At 66.8% G+C, this 18,496-nt stretch carries 11 protein-coding genes; 2 read left to right on the top strand and 9 right to left on the bottom strand.

Going from position 1 to position 18,496, the window contains the following annotated elements; translation table 11 throughout:
• Positions 1–42: 42 nt before the first annotated feature.
• The 6 genes from RS86_RS04260 to RS86_RS19780 form a co-directional block, all read right to left on the bottom strand.
• Positions 43–3,225 carry a type I restriction endonuclease subunit R gene (locus tag RS86_RS04260; RefSeq protein ID WP_045270961.1) on the bottom strand — a complete coding sequence of 1,061 codons (3,183 nt, stop codon included), beginning with the start codon at positions 3,223–3,225 and terminating at the stop codon, positions 43–45.
• A gap of 6 nt (positions 3,226–3,231) precedes the next feature.
• Positions 3,232–4,449 (bottom strand): exonuclease domain-containing protein, encoded by a 1,218-nt coding sequence (locus RS86_RS04255; RefSeq protein WP_045270960.1) that lies wholly within the window; start codon positions 4,447–4,449, stop codon positions 3,232–3,234.
• Positions 4,446–5,762: a hypothetical protein gene (locus RS86_RS04250; protein ID WP_045270959.1), complete on the bottom strand. Its 1,317-nt coding sequence runs from the start codon at positions 5,760–5,762 to the stop codon at positions 4,446–4,448. Before RS86_RS04250 ends, RS86_RS04255 begins: the two co-directional genes overlap by 4 nt.
• Before the next feature lie 71 nt (positions 5,763–5,833).
• Positions 5,834–7,060 carry a restriction endonuclease subunit S gene (locus tag RS86_RS19785; RefSeq protein ID WP_052680068.1) on the bottom strand — a complete coding sequence of 409 codons (1,227 nt, stop codon included), beginning with the start codon at positions 7,058–7,060 and terminating at the stop codon, positions 5,834–5,836.
• Positions 7,057–8,739 (bottom strand): type I restriction-modification system subunit M, encoded by a 1,683-nt coding sequence (locus RS86_RS04240; protein ID WP_045270958.1) that lies wholly within the window; start codon positions 8,737–8,739, stop codon positions 7,057–7,059. Before RS86_RS04240 ends, RS86_RS19785 begins: the two co-directional genes overlap by 4 nt.
• A gap of 8 nt (positions 8,740–8,747) precedes the next feature.
• On the bottom strand, positions 8,748–10,820 hold the full coding sequence (locus RS86_RS19780) for a hypothetical protein (protein WP_152642061.1): 2,073 nt from the start codon (positions 10,818–10,820) through the stop codon (positions 8,748–8,750).
• 97 nt (positions 10,821–10,917) lie between these two features.
• Between RS86_RS19780 and RS86_RS04230 the strand changes: the two genes are divergently transcribed.
• Together RS86_RS04230 and RS86_RS04225 are read left to right on the top strand one after the other, a co-directional pair.
• On the top strand, positions 10,918–12,144 hold the full coding sequence (locus tag RS86_RS04230) for a DUF2130 domain-containing protein (RefSeq protein WP_045270957.1): 1,227 nt from the start codon (positions 10,918–10,920) through the stop codon (positions 12,142–12,144).
• A 581-nt stretch (positions 12,145–12,725) separates the two neighbouring features.
• Entirely contained in the window at positions 12,726–13,220 is a 495-nt protein-coding gene (locus tag RS86_RS04225) for a hypothetical protein (RefSeq protein WP_045270956.1), read from the top strand.
• A gap of 75 nt (positions 13,221–13,295) precedes the next feature.
• Here RS86_RS04225 and RS86_RS04220 read toward each other — a convergent pair whose 3' ends face one another.
• The 3 genes from RS86_RS04220 to RS86_RS04210 form a co-directional block, all read right to left on the bottom strand.
• Positions 13,296–14,534 (bottom strand): glycosyltransferase family 4 protein, encoded by a 1,239-nt coding sequence (locus RS86_RS04220; protein WP_045270955.1) that lies wholly within the window; start codon positions 14,532–14,534, stop codon positions 13,296–13,298.
• Between the two features lie 5 nt (positions 14,535–14,539).
• Entirely contained in the window at positions 14,540–15,700 is a 1,161-nt protein-coding gene (locus tag RS86_RS04215; RefSeq protein ID WP_235281607.1) for a glycosyltransferase, read from the bottom strand.
• A 282-nt stretch (positions 15,701–15,982) separates the two neighbouring features.
• Positions 15,983–18,442, bottom strand: a complete 2,460-nt coding sequence (locus tag RS86_RS04210; protein WP_235281605.1) for a polysaccharide lyase 8 family protein — start codon at positions 18,440–18,442, stop codon at positions 15,983–15,985.
• Positions 18,443–18,496 lie beyond the last annotated feature (54 nt).

Here is an 18,496-nt window from a genome sequence, read left to right as displayed (position 1 = left end):
CAGCAATTGCCATCCGTGTTCCCCTTTCGTCAATTGCTGAGGCTACGGTCGTCGGTCGTCCGCATAGCGCGGTGCCATCGACTCCATCTGATCCATCACGAGCTTGATTGCTTCGGGCTGCTTGTCGGGCGGGTATTTGTACTTCACCAGCAGCCGCTTAATCGACGAACGCAGCTTTGCGCGCACGTCATCGCGCACCGTCCAGTCGGTGCGGACGTCGCGTCGCATCACGGCGACGAGTTCGCGCGCGATCTGCGCCAGCACATCCTCGCCCTGCACATCCACCGCTGACTCGTTCGAGGCGACAGCGTCGTAGAACGCGAGCTCGTCGCTCGACAGCGGCGGCGAGAATTGCGATCCGCGGGATGCCTCGGCCGCGACTTCCTTCGCCAGCTCCACCAGTTCGGCGATGACCTCCGCCGAGGTCAGCTGCTGGTTGGTGTAGCGGTTCATGATTTCGGCGATCCGTTCCGAAAACGCGCGCTGACGCACGAGGTTTCCGCGGATCGCCGCACCCCCGGCATCGGTCAGCGACTTCCGCAGCGCCTCAATGGCGAGGTGTGCGTTCGGCGCGGCCTGCGCCTTCGCGAGAAACTCGGGTCCGAGGTCATCGAGCGCGAGGCGCGGGAGTCCGGCCGCTTCGTAGATGTCGAGCACGTCTCCGGGCGCGATCGAGTCCGCGACCAGAGTGCCGAGCAGGCGCGAGATCTCTTCGGGGATCGGTTCATCGCGTGACTGCCGCTCAGCGGCGTCGAACTTCGCCATCCATACGCGGACCTCTTCGTAGAACCCGATCTCGTCGTGCAATTCGGCGAGTCCGGCGCGGCCCGAGGCGAGGGCCCACGCGCGAGCGAGCCGTCCGGTCGCCGTCCGGAAGCGGTAGGACAGGCGCTCAGGCCCGAGCTCTTCTGCATTGAGCGGGTTCGCGGCGTTGCGCAGGTAGTTCGTGGCCGTCGTCGCCGCGGTGCGCCACGCGCGCGACCCACCCTGCGCGACTATCGAACGCCAGTCGCACTCGGCAAGCATCTCCCGGATCTGCGCCACCAGTTCGGTTGCAATCCCCACCGCATCGTCGACGTCGCGCCCGATCGGCTTGTTCTCCTGGTCCGAGACGGTGTACTCCGACAGTGCCTTGGCGAGGTTGTCGGCCAGCGGCGCATAGGCGACGAGCAGTCCGTCCTGCTTGCCCTTGAACGTGCGGTTCACACGCGCGAGCGTCTGCATCAGCAGCGCGCCCTTAAGAGGACGGTCGAGATAGAGGGTATGCAGCGGCGGGGCGTCGAACCCGGTGAGCATCATGTCTTTGACGATCACGAGCTCCAGCTCGTCGTCGGCGTTCTTCAGCCGTGCCTTGATCGCCTTGTTCTCAGAGTCCCGCCGGACGTGATCGCTCACCGGCGGCTGGTCGGATGCTGATCCCGAGTAGACGACCTTGATCCGTCCGGAGTCCAGTGCATCAGAGTGCCAGTCCGGCCGCAGCGCGATGATCGCCGAATAGAGCCGCGCGCAGATCTCGCGCGTTCCGCCCACGATGAGCGCCTTGCCCGGCGAATCGAGGAACGGCTTCATACGCTCGCGACGCTCCTCCCAGTGCGCGACGAGGTCGGCGGCCAGGGTCTCGATACGCTCAGGCGCGCCGTACACGGCGTTGACGACGGCGACGGATGCTTCCAGCCGAGCCCGTTCGGTGTCGTCGAGGCCGAGCGTGTATCCGTCGGCGGCGCGGTCGATGTCTTCTTCGGTCGCGCCTTCGGCGAACGAGACCTTGATGAGTCGCGGCTCGAAGTACACCGGGACGGTCGCGCCGTCATCGACCGCCCGCGTGAGGTCGTAGATGTCGATGTAGTCGCCGAACACCGCACGAGTATCGCGCTCGGCAAACGAGATCGGCGTGCCCGTGAAGGCGATGAGTGTTGCGTTCGGCAGCGCGTCGCGTAGGTGACGGGCGTACCCGTCCAGATCGTCGTAGTGACTGCGATGCGCTTCGTCGACGACGACGATCACGTTGCGTCGGTCGGCGAGGAGCGGATGCTGCGTGCCCGACAACTTCTCGGCCTCGGTCAGGCCGAACTTCTGCAGCGTCGTGAAGTAGATCCCACCGGTGATGCGGTTGCTCAGCTCGCTGCGCAACTGGGCGCGCTCGCGCACCTGCACCGGCTTCTCGGCGAGCAGCAGGCTCTGGTTGAACGTCTGGAAGAGCTGTCCGTCGAGCTCGGTGCGGTCCGTCACGACGATCACGGTGGGGTTCTTGAGCTTCGGATGCCGCGATACGAGGTTCGCGTACAGCTCCATCTCCATGGACTTGCCTGAGCCCTGCGTGTGCCACACGACGCCGGCTTTGCCGTTGGTCTCGACGGCCTGCACGGTCGAGCCCACGGCCTTGGTCACCGCGAAGTACTGGTGCGGTTTGGCGATGCGCTTGGTCAGCCCGTCGGCGTTCTCGTCGAACGCAGTGAAGCTGCACACGAGCTGCAGAAAGCGCTCTTGGTTGAAGAGCCCACTGAGCGCATCGTCGATGGGCTCGACCGACGCACCGCACTCGATCCGCGGTTGCGTGAGGGGCGCACCGTCGTCGTCGACGTTCCAGGGCGCAAAGTGATTCAGCGGAGTGAACGGGGTGCCGTACTTGGCCTCGAGCCCGTCGCTGGCGAGCGTGAGCACGCAGAACCGAAACGCCATCGGGAACTCGCGCAGGTACGTCTGCAGCTGTGCGTGCGCCGGGGCGACACCGGTGGACGCGGACCCCGCACGTTTCAGCTCGACGACGCTGAGGGGCATCCCGTTGACGAACAGCACGATGTCGAAACGTCGATGCAGATCGCCCTGTCGCAACGTGACCTGGTTGACGGCGAGCCAGTCATTCTCTGACGGGTCGGAGCCAAGCAGCCGCAGCCGAGGGTTCTGCTCGACTCCGTCAGAATCGATGTAGCTCAGCGGGTACCCGCTGACGAGGAACTGGTGGATGCGGTGGTTCTCGGTAATCGCATCTTGCGACTTCGGTGAAGCGATCTCGGCGACTGCCTGCTGCAGATACTCAGCGGGCACGCCGGGGTTGAGTCGGCGCAGCGCGTCGAGCAGACGGGGACGGATCAGCAGATCGTCCCATGTGTCGCGCTCACCGCTCCCTGGTGCGACTTCATCGCCCTTCGCCGGTTGCCACCCCAGCGGCTCGGCGAGCGTTTCGAGAGCGTCCTGCTCCCATGCAGATTCAGGTAGCGCGGTCATCGCTCATCACCTCTCGAGCAGCTTTGCGAGTCCGTCTTCAGTGACGATCGGGATTCCGTAGTCGCGGGCCTTCTTCGCCTTGCCGGACAGGGAGTCAAGATCGGCGGCGACGACGAGCTTGACCTTCTTGGTCACGGTCGGGTGCGGCAGGTACCCGCGGTCGCGCAGTTCCGCCTCCCATGCCTCGCGTGGGCGCATCATGTCGCCAGTGAGTACGACCATGTCTCCCGTCGCGAGAGCAAACGTTTCGGAGGCAGGCAGGTTGACGTCGGGCCGCACACCATCGACTGCCGCCGCAATGTCGCTCTCGTCGAGCTGCAGCAATGCGCCCACAGCTCGGAGGTCGGCCTTCTCGTCCTCTGTCAGCACTCCGTCCGCCCACGCGCGTCGCTCAAGCTCGACGAAGTAGTCGCGGTGGATGCCGTGAACCGCAGTTCGTGTGAGGCCGAGCTCTGTGGCGACATCACCGAGCTGTGCACCTTCGCTCAGAGAGATGATTCCGTCTAGGAGGCAGCGGTCGAGAAGCGCGGTGTACTTTGCCGCTGGTCCTTCCACCGCATACCGTACAGACTCGGTCGAGATGCGCTCGAGAAAGCTGACGCGAGAGGCGGATACCGCGGCCCGAGGCTTTGCCGTTGTGCTGGTCCGCCGACCCGTGGGATATGCGTGCGCCCGGCCGGTTTCTGCTGTGCGCTGCCAATACTCGGCCCATCCGGGCCACGTGGAGCTCGTCCATTGGTAATGCGAGAGCAACTGAGCGGTCGCGTAAGAATCCGCGCCCGCACTGTGCGAGAGGCCGGGTTCGATGGAACACGTAACGCACGCATGCGCCAAGGAGCAGGAAGAACCGAGGCCGAAGCTCGATCCCAACGCCATCGTGCAAACGCTCGGCGTATCGGCATGCAGCCAGTACCCGGCCCGTTCGAATTCAGCGTGCAAGAACCGCAGATCAAACGTCGCGTTGTGTGCCGCGAACACTCGTCCTCGCAGCAGGTCGGCGAACTCCGCCGCGATGTCAGCGAACACGGGCGCATCCAGGATGTCGGCAGCGCGGATGCCATGAATGCTCTGCGGCCCGAGGTCGCGCTCAGGGTTGACCAGCGTCTCCCAGCGCGCGGTGATCGTGCCGTCATCCTCGACGTGCGTGACACCGATCTCCACGACCCGGTGGTGGTACGACGGCAAGATGCCGGTGGTCTCGAAATCTACGACCGCGAAGCTCATGACTGTTCCTCTTCGAGGTGGCTTTGGTTGTCCGTTGACGAGGAATCGCCGGTACGCTGGAGGCGGTTCGCGAGTTTCTCTGCCAGTCGGCCTGTCGACTGACGGGCATTCTCGAGCATCTCGGTGCTGAAACGGCCCGCAGCTTGGAGCCCGTTCTTGCTGGCACCGAGCATGTCATCGCGCACATCGGCGGCCGCAGCGGACCAGCGGCGGGCCTCGACGAAGTCACGCTCGTCAGCGAGCCCGAGGGTCAGATGAAGGTCTCTGACACCCGACGCGACCTCGTTGCTCGCGTTTACTACCACCTTCGCTGAAACGGGGTTCAGCAGCACCTTGGCGTTCGCACGAGTGGCTGCCGCGTCCATCCTCGAAACGAGCTGCGACGTGGCCATCGAGATAGCATCCTGTCGCCGCTGACGCGCTGTGTGCAACGCAAGCCGGTGGCTATCGATTTCGTCGGGTGAACTGTCGAGCACACGATCGATCTCGAGCACCGCCATCGCGTCCTGCAGCTGGAAGCAACGCGCAAGGACTGCCAGCCACTCGACCACGGTATCTTGCGCCTGCTTCGACAGCTCGGCGAGGTCGCCCATCTTCGTTTCTTTCTCGAGCTTCTCAGCGAGCCCGTCGAGCTGGCGCAGCGCATACGCCTGGGTGCGGGCGATCGTGGAAGCCGATCCTTGGATCTTCGACCAGGTCACCTCAGAGACCCGGCCGACCTCGGTCCGGACGGCCATGGCTTCGTCGAGCATAAGTTCGACGCCGATCATGTCGGCCAGCACTGCGTCCTTCTGGGCACGGAGGATGTCGTCGACCTTCGCATCGATCTTCGCGAGGTACTCGGTGATCTCTTCCATCTGCTGCTGCATCGCGTACTGCGCCATGATGCCGCCGACCCCAGCGAGCATCGCGGGGTTCGTGAGGAACGCGCCTGCATTGCCTGGCTTGATGATCTGCAGGTTCTTCGTGAATTGGCCGCTCGCCCCGCGGGTCGTAGCTTGGACGAACTGGCCACCCGAACGCTGAACGAGGTTCGCGCTATGCGCGGCACGCGCCGACTCCTCGGTCAGCTTCATCCACCGCCCGGCGTTGGCCGAGATCTCGGACGCACCCTGCAGTGCCGATCCGGACTTCGCGACCGCCGAGTTCAGCGGGCGCAGGTCCAGCTCACGCGACGGCACTCCCGCCGACGCGACGAGGAGCTCGACGGCCGCCGGCGGGCCGATGGCGATGAGCCCGTCGCCATCGCTGATCAGCTCAATCTCGTTTCCCGTGTCGTCGGGTGCTTCGTGGAATTCGGAGTAATCGGTCATGCGGTGAATCCCCCAAGATTCATGCAACGGTGCGGTCTTGTGAATGTATCGGGTCTCGGCAGCGTTCGTGATCAGGCGCCGGCTCGGCGGGATGCCGCCGCCTCGGCATCACGGACGCGAAGCTTGCCCGACATGAGCTGCGGGAGCAGCGCGTCGCGAGTCGCCGCAAGGGTTCGGTTCTCGCGTGCTTGCGCAGCAACCGCCGCGAAGAGCGCATCGGCGCGTCTTCCGAACTGATCGAGCCAAGCGAAGTCGGGCGTCGGCAACTCGAACGCAGCGAGGTCGGAAGCAGCCACTCGCTGACGTCCGGAGGTGCCGATCATGTGCTGAATCGCGAACTCGCGGAATCGTGCTTCCGTAGCCAAGAGAAATGAAGTCGGCGCTGCGATGCCATGGCGCGCGCGCATGACAATGAACTCGGTTGAGCCAATGCCGACAGCACCATCCTCCAGATGGTCAACAAAGCCAGTCTTTCGGTTCTCGAGACACGGAGTGATCCGAGCCATGAGTGTGTCACCGTTCTGGAATCGCGCGCCACCTTTCGGCTCTCGATGGTCGTACCCGTCGATCGACCAACCCGACTCAGGAAGTCGCTTCATGTCTATGTAGATCGCGGACTCACTGCGCGGCACACTGACCTTGGGATTGAACTCGACGAAGTCAGCGAGCGTCGATGATCTGTCCTCTCTGCGCAACCACGCCACATCGACCTCGGCTCGAAGAACCTGTTCTGTGTTGACGGCGAGGGCTGTGTTGGCGGCGATCTTGTCGTCGAGGGCGCCCAGCACCTCGGCGATCGCTTGCTGCTCGTGGACCGGCGGGACATCGAGTCGCCATCGCGCGCGAAACGTCTCGAACTGAAAATTGGAGATCCCGGTCGATTGATTCTGGTATTCCCAGGTCCCGCCGCGATCGTATAGATCCTTCAGCGCGTAATACACAAATGCGGGAGATGCCTTCGATCGGTCAATGCGCACCAGCCGGCAGAAGCTGGCGGGAATCACGTCATGGTCAACAGACGAAAGCAGCTCAGGCGAGACGAAGATCGATCGGCCGGTAGGGCGGTCCTTTGTACCGCCTGAGACCTCGAGCACGATGTCACCTTCGCGCAAGGTGCGACTCGCGGCCTTCTTTGACCGCTCATAGCGAAGGGGTGCAGACGCAAGATTGCGAGACTCCGCCGCGGGGAAGTCAGCACCTCGAATCACGCGCACCGGCACCATGCCATCGGAGGGCTGTTCCTCACCCCACCCGCCACCGACCGCGAACTCCACAAGTTCACCGAACGCGACATTCACGAGATCCTCCCAAGTTGTTCGCGAACTACCTGTGCCAGCCGCGCTGACTCGGCGAATTGCGCCTCAAGCTCCGCTTGCAACCGCGGGAGCTTCTCCTCGATCGGCTCGCTGTCATCCTCGGCCTCGGCGGCACCGACGTAGCGGCCCGGGGTCAGTGCGTAGTCGGCGGCCTTGATCTCGGCGAGGGTTGCGGAGCGGCAGAAGCCTGGGACGTCACGATAGATGCCGACCGTCGACCTGGGCGTGTCGTCTCGCTCCGCTCGATCAACGACGGGGAGCTCATTGGCCGGGAAGGCGAGGGAGGCGGCATCCGATTCGATTCCTCGCCAGGCGTGGAACGTTCCCGCGATACGTGCGATGTCGTCATCCGATAGAGCTCGCTCGGCGCGGTCGACCATGTGGCCGAGGTTGCGGGTGTCAATGAAGAGCACCTCGCCCGCACGCGCACCCTTGTCTTTCGCGAAGAACCAGGCGCACACCGGAATTCCGGTGGAACGGAACAGTTGGGTCGGCAGAGCGACCATACAGGCGACTAGGTCGGCTTCGACGATCTCGGCGCGGATCTGGCCCTCACCGCCGGAGTTCGACGACATCGAGCCATTGGCCATGACGACGCCAGCCTGCCCGCCCGGAGCGAGCTTCGAGAGGATGTGCTGGATCCACGCGTAGTTCGCGTTGCCGGCTGGCGGCACGCCGAACCGCCAGCGCGGGTCCTCTTCGTTGCGTGCCCAGTCCTTGATGTTGAACGGCGGGTTGGCCATCACGAAGTCGGCCTGCAGGTCCGGGTGCAGGTCGCGGGCGAAGGTGTCGCCCCAGCGGGGGCCGAGGTTGCCCGAGAGCCCGTGGATGGCGAGGTTCATCTTGGCCATGCGCCAGGTGCGCTCGTTGAGCTCTTGGCCATAGACCGAGATGTCGCTGCCCTCGCCGTGGTGGGCGTCGATGAACTTCTCGGCCTGCACGAACATGCCTCCCGACCCGCACGCCGGATCGTATACGCGGCCATGGGTCGGCTGTAGCAGTTCGACGAGCACACGTACGACTCCGGCGGGCGTGTAGAACTCGCCGCCCCGCTTGCCTTCGGCAGCCGCGAACTTCTCCAGGAAGTACTCGTACACCTCGCCGAGCAGGTCACGGGCGCGACGTCCGTCCGAACCACCCTGCCCCTGCGCGGCGAACCGCGCCGAGTTGAACAGGTCGATCAGCTCGCCGAGCCGTCGCTGGTCGACGTTGTCGCGGTTGAAGATGCGCGGGAGCGTGCCCGAGAGCTGCAGATTGGCCTGCATGACGGCATCCATCGCCTCATCGATCAGCGCGCCGACCGACTTCTCGGGGACGTCCATCGAAGGGCCCAGCCCCTTGGCGTTCTCGGCGAGGAACCCCCATCGAGCGTTGGCCGGAACCCAGAAGACGCCGCGGCCGGTGTACTCGTCGGCGTCGTCTATGAGTTCGGCGATCTGCTCGTCGTCGTACCCCTCGGCGGTCAGCTCAGTGCGGATGCCGGCACGGCGCTCGTCGAAGGCATCCGAGACATACTTGAGGAAAACGAGCCCGAGGATGACGTCCTTGTATTGCGAGGCATCCATCGAGCCGCGCAACTTGTCGGCGGCCTTCCAGAGCGTGTCTTTCAACTCCTTCATCGTCGACGGCGCCTGCGGCGCGGCTTTCGGTGTGCGGGGCATGGTGTTCCTTACTGCGTGGATGCCGCATCCGCGGCGTGGTTCGTATCGATCATGGTTACCGCGCCCGACGTCGCACCGGCGACGATCAGGGCGGCGAGGTCGTCGAGGCGCGCGGCGCGGGCCGCGAGGTCTTCGCGGGCGGTGGCGATGTCTGTGAGGGCCCGGCGGAGCGGCGCGATGGTGCGAGGAGCGACGCGGCGGAGGATCCATCGCTTCCATGCTCCAGGGCCGGCGGCCGCGCCAGTGATGTCGGCGGCGATAACCTCGGGCACCAGTCCGCCGGGGTCGCCCGCGGTAATGCGCAGAACGCGCGCTGGGTAGGCGACGACCTTCGAGCCATCGACGTCGACCCACGCGGCGGCGGTCGGGCTCGTTCGGAAGATCACATCACCTGGGCGAGTGAGCTGCGCGTTCGGGTATTGGGTCGCGAACGCGAGCTGATCCACGCGGGCACGACCGATCGACGCAGGACGATCGAGATCGGACGAGGTCACCACGACGAGTCCTTCCGAGCCCAGCAGGTCAGGATCGAGGCGGGCGCCCTGAATCCTCCTCAAGTGTCGGGCATCTATCAGCTCGGGCAGGGAAGTGGCGCGCGGGACGTCATGCGCATCGGGAGCGATTTCGATCGGGGCGAAGTCGTTACGAACTGCATCGGCGGCGAGGTCGAGAAGAGCGGGAATCTCTGCCGCGTCCGTGGTGTCGGGCACAGGCTTTCGAGTCGCCGATGCCACGAGCGAGCCGCTTCGTGCCTGCAGCGACGTCGTACGCACGAACCTCGCGAATCGGAACTGATGGGCGCGCAGGTCGCGCCCACCACCCATGCCCGCAATCAGGTCCGATACGAGGTCGGTGCGCGCGGCGAGAGTGAGCGGAATCGCGGTGAGATCGGCAATGGCGGTGACCCGCTCCGCCAGCGAGACCTCACCTACCGGCTCGCCGAGCACCCAGAGCGCGAGCGACTCGCGAGTCGCGCTATCGACCAGGCCGGCAGACAGGCGTGCGATGCCCCGCACCCGGCCAGATCGAAGGATGTCGGTGCGCGCCCGCTCGTCGGTGGGCGCCAACGGATCGACGAGGGTCCTCGCGGGGCCGATAATCACCGCCGCGTCCGAATCACGCAACGACAAGGAGACCTCATCGACCGCTCGCAGCATCCTTGCCACGTCGTCACCTGGCTCAGACGGAACGCGCGCGACAACGACGGAGCGCGTCGCGGGTTGCTCTGTATCAGCGAGCCAATGGCCCTCGACACGCAGCTGGCGTCGAACTCGCCGACTGTCAGCTCCCGCAGGCAGCACGATGATCACGTCGTCACCAAGTCTGCCCGCGAGCGTCGAGGAGAGCGTGGCGTCGCCAGCATCCAAGGTCACAGCATCGCCGTCGCCAACGAGCGCGAGCGTGGCGTCGATGACGAGCGCGATCGCGTCGGCTACGAGTGGCCCTGCGGACCCGGCGGCTCGACGCGAGACAGCATGCCGACGGGCTACGAGCGCCATCGCAGCCGACGGCGAGTATGTCGCGTCAATCAGATGAACTGAGTATTCGAGCCATGGTGCTCCCCGTTGCACGTGAGCGGAGATCTCGGCCTGGAGCATGTCATCGAGAGGGTCGACCTTGGCCGCGGCATCCTCGATCTGCGATTGGGTGAGTTCGCCCGGGTCATCAGTCTGCGAATAGAGGGTGATGAGCGCTTCCAGTTCGGCGACCGCGTTCGAGTCGGCGAACGAGAAGTCCGCAGGGGCGGCCGCTGCCGCGGCATCCTCGCGTGCTTCTGGATTGTTCCCGTGCCCTGTGCGGACGAGCCAGTCGGCGACCTGCTGAGCCTCAAACTGCGGCCGACCGCTCTCCTCACTGACAGCCCCCGGAAAGGGATCGGTCGTACCTGCGAATCGCGAACGCCACATCGATGCTACGGGTCGCTGCACGGCGGCCAGCCGGGCGACGCCGGCCAGGTCGATGAGAAGCGAAGGCTCTGTGGGCATGCGACCAAGGTACTCGGAGCCGGTTCTCTGGGCGTGCATTTGGTGATAAGTCACCTTATCAGTCTCTCCCGCCTGCAGAGCCACGATCTGGTTCACGATCTGTTCCGGCGGCATCACGTCGCCGCTGCAGGCGGGGTGCTACCGGGGGCCGCCCGTCTGCAGGATCCGCTCTCGCCCCTACTTGGAGATACCCATGACTGAGATCACGCCGACCATCGCTGCGAACGAGATCAAGTGCCCGCACTGCGGCACCCTCTTCACCGTCGACGAGGCGCAGTACGCCGACATCGTGCAGCAGGTGCGCACGACCGAGTTCGAGCACGAGCTTCACACGCGTCTCGCGGCAGCCGAGAAGGCCAAGGAAACCGAGATCGCTCTCGCGGTGGCGAATGCGACGCATCAGGCGCAGAAGGTCAGCGCCGCAAAGGACACCGAGATCCAGCAGCTGAAGTCGGAGCTCAAGTCAGCTGCTACCGACCAGGAGCTGACGGTTGCAAGAGCGGTCTCGGCCGCGGAGAAGAACCTCAACGAGGCGAAGAGCAAGCTGGACCTTCGGGCGGCCGAGCAGAAGGTCAAGGACGCCGCACTCAAGGAGTCGCACACCAAGGAGCTCGCTCTGAAGGATGAGCTCATCGACCGCTATAAGGACATGAAGGCGAAGCTGTCGGTGAAGCTCCTCGGCGAAACCCTCGAGCAGCACTGCGAGATCGAGTTCAACCGCATGCGCTCGCTCGCCTTCCCCAACGCGCAGTTCGGCAAGGACAACGACGCGTCCGCCGGCACGAAGGGCGACTACGTCTTCCGCGATTTCAGCGACGACGACGTGGAGTACGTCTCGATCATGTTCGAGATGAAAAACGAGTCCGACGCCACCACGACGAAGAAGAAGAACAGCGACTTCTTCGCCAAGCTCGACAAGGACCGTAACGACAAGGGCTGCGAGTACGCGGTGCTCGTCTCGATGCTTGAAGAGGACTCCGACCTCTACACCGGCATCACGGACGTGTCGCACCTGTACCCGAAGATGTTCGTCGTCCGCCCGCAGTTCTTCCTTGCGATCATCGCGCTTCTGCGCAATGCCGCCCAGGACACCATCGTGGTCAAGGCGGAACTCGAACAGATCAAGAAGCAGAACATCGACATCACCGACTTCGAGTCCGAGCTCGAAGACTTCAAGTCGGCGTTCGGACGCAACTACGACCTCGCTAAGCGCAAGTTCGATGCGGCGATCAAGGACATCGACGTCGCCATCGACCGTCTCCAGAAGGTCAAGGACGGCCTGCTCGGCTCCGAAAACAACCTCCGCCTCGCGAACGACAAGGCCACGGCGCTCACGGTCAAGAAGCTCACCAAGGGAAACCCGACGATGGCGGCCAAGTTCGCCGAACTGGATGTCCCCGAAGAGCTGGACGCCGCGTAGCACTCTGCGGAAGGGGAGTCCTCTGGCCGTGAGGACTCCCCACCAGCGGTCGTGCCAACGAACTGTTAGCCGGCCCGGCGAGCGATTCAAAGGATGGATCGCCGGACAAGCTCCCGGCATCCGAGAGAACCATAGCGACGCACTGACATCACGCTGCCGAGACCCAAGAGCCAAGAGCCAGAGCCAGGAGTCAGGAGTCAAGCCGAACCGAGCCGCGAAGGGAGAACGAAGGACCGAACCAAGAAGAGAAGAGGAGAGGAGAACCAGCAATGCACGAAGACGCCACGGGTGAGCGAAACCGTGCAGAAGCACTCCCCTACACGTACCTGCGCCACGAGAAAACCCCTGTGCGAAAGATCCCGAACCCCCATCGATCGAATCAACAACGGTCGAGGTCAGCTAGCGCGAACTTGAAGACGGCTATCTGACGCAGTCGCTCCTCTACGCGACCGCCGCCGTCGACGCGCCCAACTCGCGCCGCGGCCGGAGCCAGGGCCGCGGCGGCCGCTCCGTCGTCCCCCTCGCCCCATGGGCAGCGCTCCCCATTCCGCGATCGCGGCGGCGCCGGTAGCGTCGGCGGCATGAGCGATCCGCAGCAGTTCCCGCCCGCGCCGGGCGCGCAGGGCGCGCAGCCCGCGCCGGGCATGCAGCCCGCGCCGGCCACGTCGACCCCCGCGCCGCCGTACAACACCGCGCAGACCGGCTATCCGGCGAGCACCACGCAGGCCGGCTATCCGGGAGCACCGGCCGCCCGCGACTCCGGCGGCCTTGCCCGCGCCGCATTCGTGCTGGCGATCGTGAGCGTCGCCCTGAGCCTGCTCTCCACCGCGCTCTTCCGCTTCGTGATCATCCGGCTCTCGTACGACATGCACCTGGGCGCGAACGCCATCAGCCTGTACAACATCGTCGGCGAGGTCGTCCTTTTCCTCGCCTACGGTGTCACGCTGATCCTCGGGATCCTCGGTGCGCGCAGGAGTCGCACGCTGCCGGCGGGCATCGCGATCGGCGTCGGCGGAGCGGGCGTCGTCGGCATCGCGTTCGCCCTCCTGTCGGGCCTGATCGCCTCGGCGCTCTGACGCGTCCGCGCGGGGACGGATCTGAGCCCTGGCGCGCTCAACCAGCGATCGCGCACTCAACCAGCGATGGCGCGCTCAACCCGCGATCGCACGCTCGTAGACCTCGAGCATCGCCGCGGTCCGCGACGACTGCCGGAAGTCGGCGGCGACCTGCGGATCCGGCTCGGGCGCACGACCGGCCGCGATGTCGTCCGCGGCGATGCGCAGCGTGTCGGCCAGGGCGGCGATCCGCCGCGGCTCGCCTGACCCGGCGTCGGGCACGGCCCACAGCCCGCCGCGCAGCTCGTCGGCGATGTCGGGGTCGCTCACGACCGTCGGGGTGCCGAGGGTCGCGGCCTCGAACGGCGTCATCCCCTGGGTCTCGAAACCGATCGAGGTCTGCACCACGGCGTCGGCCGCGGCGATCCGGGCGAGCACGTCGGAGTAGCCGATCCGTCCCGCGAAGCGGATCCCCGGACGCCCCGCCCGCGCGGCGATGCGTTCAGCCGCGCGCCGCTCTCCCCCGCCGCCGACGATCTCGATGTCCGCGTCCACGTCGCTCGCGACGACCGCCTCCAGGAACGGCAGCAGCCGCTTCTCCGGGCTCATCCGGCCGAGCCAGATGAACCGCGGCCGGCCCGGCTGCCGTTGGCCGGCCGGTCCCTGAGCCTGTCGAAGGGCGGCGAGCACCTGCTCGCGCACCTCGTCATCGATGCCGTTCCAGATCACGTCCACGGATCCGAAGACGCCGTGCTGCTCGAGCCTGCGGGCGAAGTGTCCCGATGGCGCGGTCACCGCACGCGACTCCGCAGCGATCCCCGCGAGATACGCCCACCCGTCGGCGCCATGCGGCTGCACGCCGATCCCGCGCAGCGCCGTGCGCCGCCACAGGTTCAGCGCTCCGAGCACCGGCCGGTGCAGCGGGGTCACCGCGGCGATCCCGACATCCACCCGGTTGTGCATCGTGTGCACGGCGGGGATGCCGTGCCGGTGCGCGAAGCGGTGCCCGATGTATGCACCCCAGAAGTCGGCCTGCACGTGCACGAGATCGACCGGCGGACGGCGCGTGAGCGCTCGGTCCAAGAAGCGGTCGGTGCGCCGCCCCGGCCAGGTCAGCGAGTACTCGCGGTCGGCCGTGATCGGCATCGACGGAAGGTCGACGTATCCCGGGTCGTCCTCGGCGCCGGTGAGCCTCGCCCGCTCGGCGTGCATCCGCGGCGCCACGATCGTGACCGTGTGCCCCGCCCGCTCCAGATACTTCCGCTGCAGCCGCATCGAGACCTGCGCCCCGCCCAGCGACTCGGCGTGCTGGTCGCCGAAGAAGACGATGTGCATCCGGTCTACTCCGGCAGCGGCTCGTCGCGGTACAGCGCCTCGAAGGTGTCCAGCGTGCGGTTGATGTCGTGCACGAGCACACCTTCGAGCGAGGCGCGCTGCATGCGCTCGTGTTCGGCGGGATCCGCGGTGAGCACGTCGGTCAACCGCGCGGCCAGCTCGTTGACGTTGCCGGGTTCGAAGAGGTAGCCGTTCTCGCCGTCATGCACGAGGTGGGGCAGCGCGACCGCGTCGGCCGCGACGATCGGCAGCGCCGAAGCCATCGCCTCCATGGTCGCGATCGACTGCAGCTCGGCGATCGAGGCGATCACGAACAGCGACGCGCGGCTGAGCAGCCCGCGCAGCTCGGCATCGGTCGTGCGGCCGTGGAAGGTCACGCGATCCTGCAGGCCCAGCTGCTGGGTGAGCGACTCGAGCTGCTTGCGCTGGTCTCCGCCGCCGACGATGTCGAACGTCACGTCGAGAGCGGGATCCAGTTTGGTCATCGCCTTGAGGATGACCTCGACCTGCTTCTCGGCGGTCAGGCGGCCGACGAACACGATGCGGTTCTTCTCCCGCGGACCGATGACCGGCGTGTACTGCGTGCGGTCGATCCCGCAGCTGATCGGGATGACGCCCTCGACGTCGATCGTGCGCTCGAGGAAGTCCGCCGCGCGGCGGGTCGGCGTCGTGACGGCGCGGGTGAGCGCGAACGTGCGGCCCGCGTCGGCCCAGGCGAGGCGCAGCACGATGTCGTCGATGAACTTGGGCATCGTGGTGTGGTCGAGGATGTTCTCGGCCATGACGTGGTTCGTGGCGATCACCGGGATGCCGCGCTGGTGCGCGATCCGCGACAGGCCGCGTCCGATCACGATGTGCGACTGGATGTGCACCACGTCGGGCTGCACCTCGTCGAGCACCTTCCTGGCGTAGTGCTTCGAGCGCCACGGCCACACGAAGCGCAGCCAGTCGTGCGGCGCCCAACGCACCGATGGCAGTCGGTGCAGGGTCATCGCCTCGCCCTCGATCACCTCGATGCGAGGCTTCGCGGTGCGGTACGCCTGGTTGGGGGCGACGACGTGCACGTCGTGGCCGCGCTGCACGAGGCCGGCGGCGAGGCGCTCCGTGAACCGGGCGGCGCCGTTCACGTCGGGAGCGAAGGTGTCGGCGCCGATGAGGATCCGCAGCGGGCGTGCCGCCGCGGCGGGCTCGGCTGCGGCGGACGCGGCGGTGTCGGAGGTGGCCTGCGGGCGATGGTCGCCGGGGGAAGTCACGTGATTGCTGCCTTTTGCTGGGCCGCGGTGCCGGCGAGCACCTCATCGGCCGCTCGAACCCCGCGGAGATGGCCTGGATCGGGCGCTGGCCACTCTACCGGAGGGGCCTGGGGATCCGAGGGAGGCGGATCCGGCATGGCCGCACCGCACGGCGGAGGGCCGGCCCGCGGAGCGCAGGCCGGCCCTCCGCGCCGCTCAGGCGCCGAGCACGATCCTCTTGGCGTGGCCGTGCCCGTCGAGGTCGAACTCGAGCGTGAGCGGCGACGTTCCGACGACCCGCACACCGTCGTCGCCCTCGGCCACCGTGGACTCTGCGACACCGGCGAGTACGACCCGCGCGGTCGTCTGGGTGCGGCTCGGATCCGACAGCGCGACCGTGGTGCGTCCCGCGTCGGTGCGCACGGCGACGGAGCACGGCCCACCGACCGTCACGCCGTATGCGGGCGTCGTACCCGCCGGCGTCGCCTGGAAGAAGTTCGCGAGGACGAGCCCCTGCCCCGCCACGCGGATCGCCTGGGCCTGCGCGTTGTTCGCGAGGACCTCGACGGTCGGCGCGTCCGACTCCGTGAACGTCACCGAGTGCGCCACGTTCGGCAGCACGATGTAGGCGTAGCCCCCGCCGGACGGGTTCGTGCCGTGGTGGTGCGTCACCGTGACGTAGTCGCGGTTCTTGACATCGGTGGTGCCGCCCGTGTCGGATCCGGAGTTGATCGTCTGCCAGTCGCCGGAGCGCGGCACGACCTGCACATCGATCGCACCGGAGACGTTCTCGCCCTTGAGGAAGACGTATCCGCCGTGGCCCATGATGTGCACGTTGCGCTTGACCGTGATCGCCCCGTCGGCCGAGGTGAGGACCCGGTTGCGGTTGTCGGTGCGCACGTTCGGCACGGTTCCCTGCGCGAACGAGCGGTTGTCGATCGTGGTGAACACGTCGAACCCGGACGCCGACGCGATCGCGGATCCCAGGCACACGACCTTGTCGTCGAGGAAGAACCACGACTTGCGCGCACTGAGCGACTTGTCGAAGTTCAGGTGGTCCATGCCCTGCACACCCCAGCGCTCGTCGAGCGCGAGGCCACCGCCGAACGCCTGAAACGCGCGTGGGATGCCCGTGCCGTCCGTCGCGCCGTTCGCCCGAGGCGCCGCGGTGACGGTCGTGCCCGGCAGCCGGTACGGGTCGATCGTGGGCCAGAAGTCGGCGCTGTACTGCGCGGGATCCGCAGCGCTGTAGAAGAAGGTGAGTCCGTCGCCCTGGTACCAGCCGAGGTTGTTCTCCCGGTTGCCCCATTCGTAGCGGCCGATCCGCTTCGAGGAGAGGTTGACGACGGCGCTGAAGCCGGGGCGGTGGTGCACGAGCCGATCCTGATCGCCGAACGCCTTCGTGTAGACGGGGGCGTCGGCCGGCGCCACCGAGCTGTCGCCGAGGATCGAGGTGACGAGAAGCGACTTCGCCACGGTCTGCGTGGGCAGCCCGTAGAGCTTCTCGTCGGTGCAGCGCTGCAGCCAGCCCTTCACGAGTGCGAGGTAGCGGGCGCGGTACGGCTCTCCCGCGCCCTGGGCGAGCAGCAGGATCGCGGTGATCGCCGCGGCGCCGTCGACGTAGTCGGGCTCCGCCTGACGCGACACCGCCCGGCCGCGGACGGCCTCCATCATGCGGCCGTTCCAGACGAACGGGGCGTAGGAGGCCTCGACCGCGTCCAGGACCACCGACTTCTTCGGATCCGTCACGTCCCAGTCGCTTCCGCCGAGGAGCCCGAGGATCTCGGCGATGCCGCCCAGCGTGACCACGCCGTAGGTGCCGACATAGGGCAGGTAGGTGTGCTGCACGAAGGATCCGTCGACGTAGAAGCCGTCGCCGCTCGTGACGTAGCCGAACACGCTGTTCTTCCCTGCGCGGACCGTGTCGCTGAGGGCGTCGCGGGCGAGTGCGATCTCGTCGGCGCGCCCGTCGAGGATCCCGCGCAGGGCGCAGGACAGCGCCTTGTCGGTGCGGTTGGCGCCCGTCTCGGCGAGGCTCGTGCCGCGACCGCGCCAGTTCGGGTCGGGCGTGAAGTAGCGCGCGGCGGCCAGGAGCGACGTGCGCACGTCGGCCGGGACGACGTCGTGCAGCAGGATGCAGATGTCGGCCGCCTTGCGAGGCACGCCGATCTCCCAGAACCACCAGTTGCCGACCGGAGACTTGCCCGCCTTGTAGACGTTCGCGCTGAGCCAGGTCAGGGCGCCCACGAGATCGGCGGCGAGCGCGGCATCGCCGTGCTGGGCACACCCCGCGGTGGCGTACGCGAGGGCGAGATCGAAGATCCGGTTGAAGGTGACGCCCATGTTCCCGGAGAGCACGGTGCCGCTCACGCCGGAGAGCGGCAGGTCGCTCCAGATCCCGGGGGACGCCGCGGGGCGCACCATCGCGTTCCACGACGCGGCCGCCGCGTCGCTCATGCCGCTCAGCACGCCGGCGAGCTCGGGGACGGCTGCCGCGCTGCCGTCCCCGGCGAGCATGATCGCGCGGCGCTGGACGAGCAGCGCGAGCGGATCTTCGGCGGCGGCCCTGACGCCGGGCAGCGTGCGGGCGCTCGCGGATTCACCGGCGACGGCGACGAGAGCGCCGGCTCCGAGCAGTCCGAGCAGGGCGCGGCGGTTCATTTCGAGGGGGGACATCATCGGCCTCCGGGTGATTCGGGGAAGGATTCGCGCACTATGGTATGCGCTTTC

The organism is Microbacterium azadirachtae (assembly GCF_000956505.1).
Classification (GTDB): Bacteria; Actinomycetota; Actinomycetes; order Actinomycetales; family Microbacteriaceae; genus Microbacterium; species Microbacterium azadirachtae_A.
This window is presented reverse-complemented; position numbering and strand designations above follow the sequence as displayed.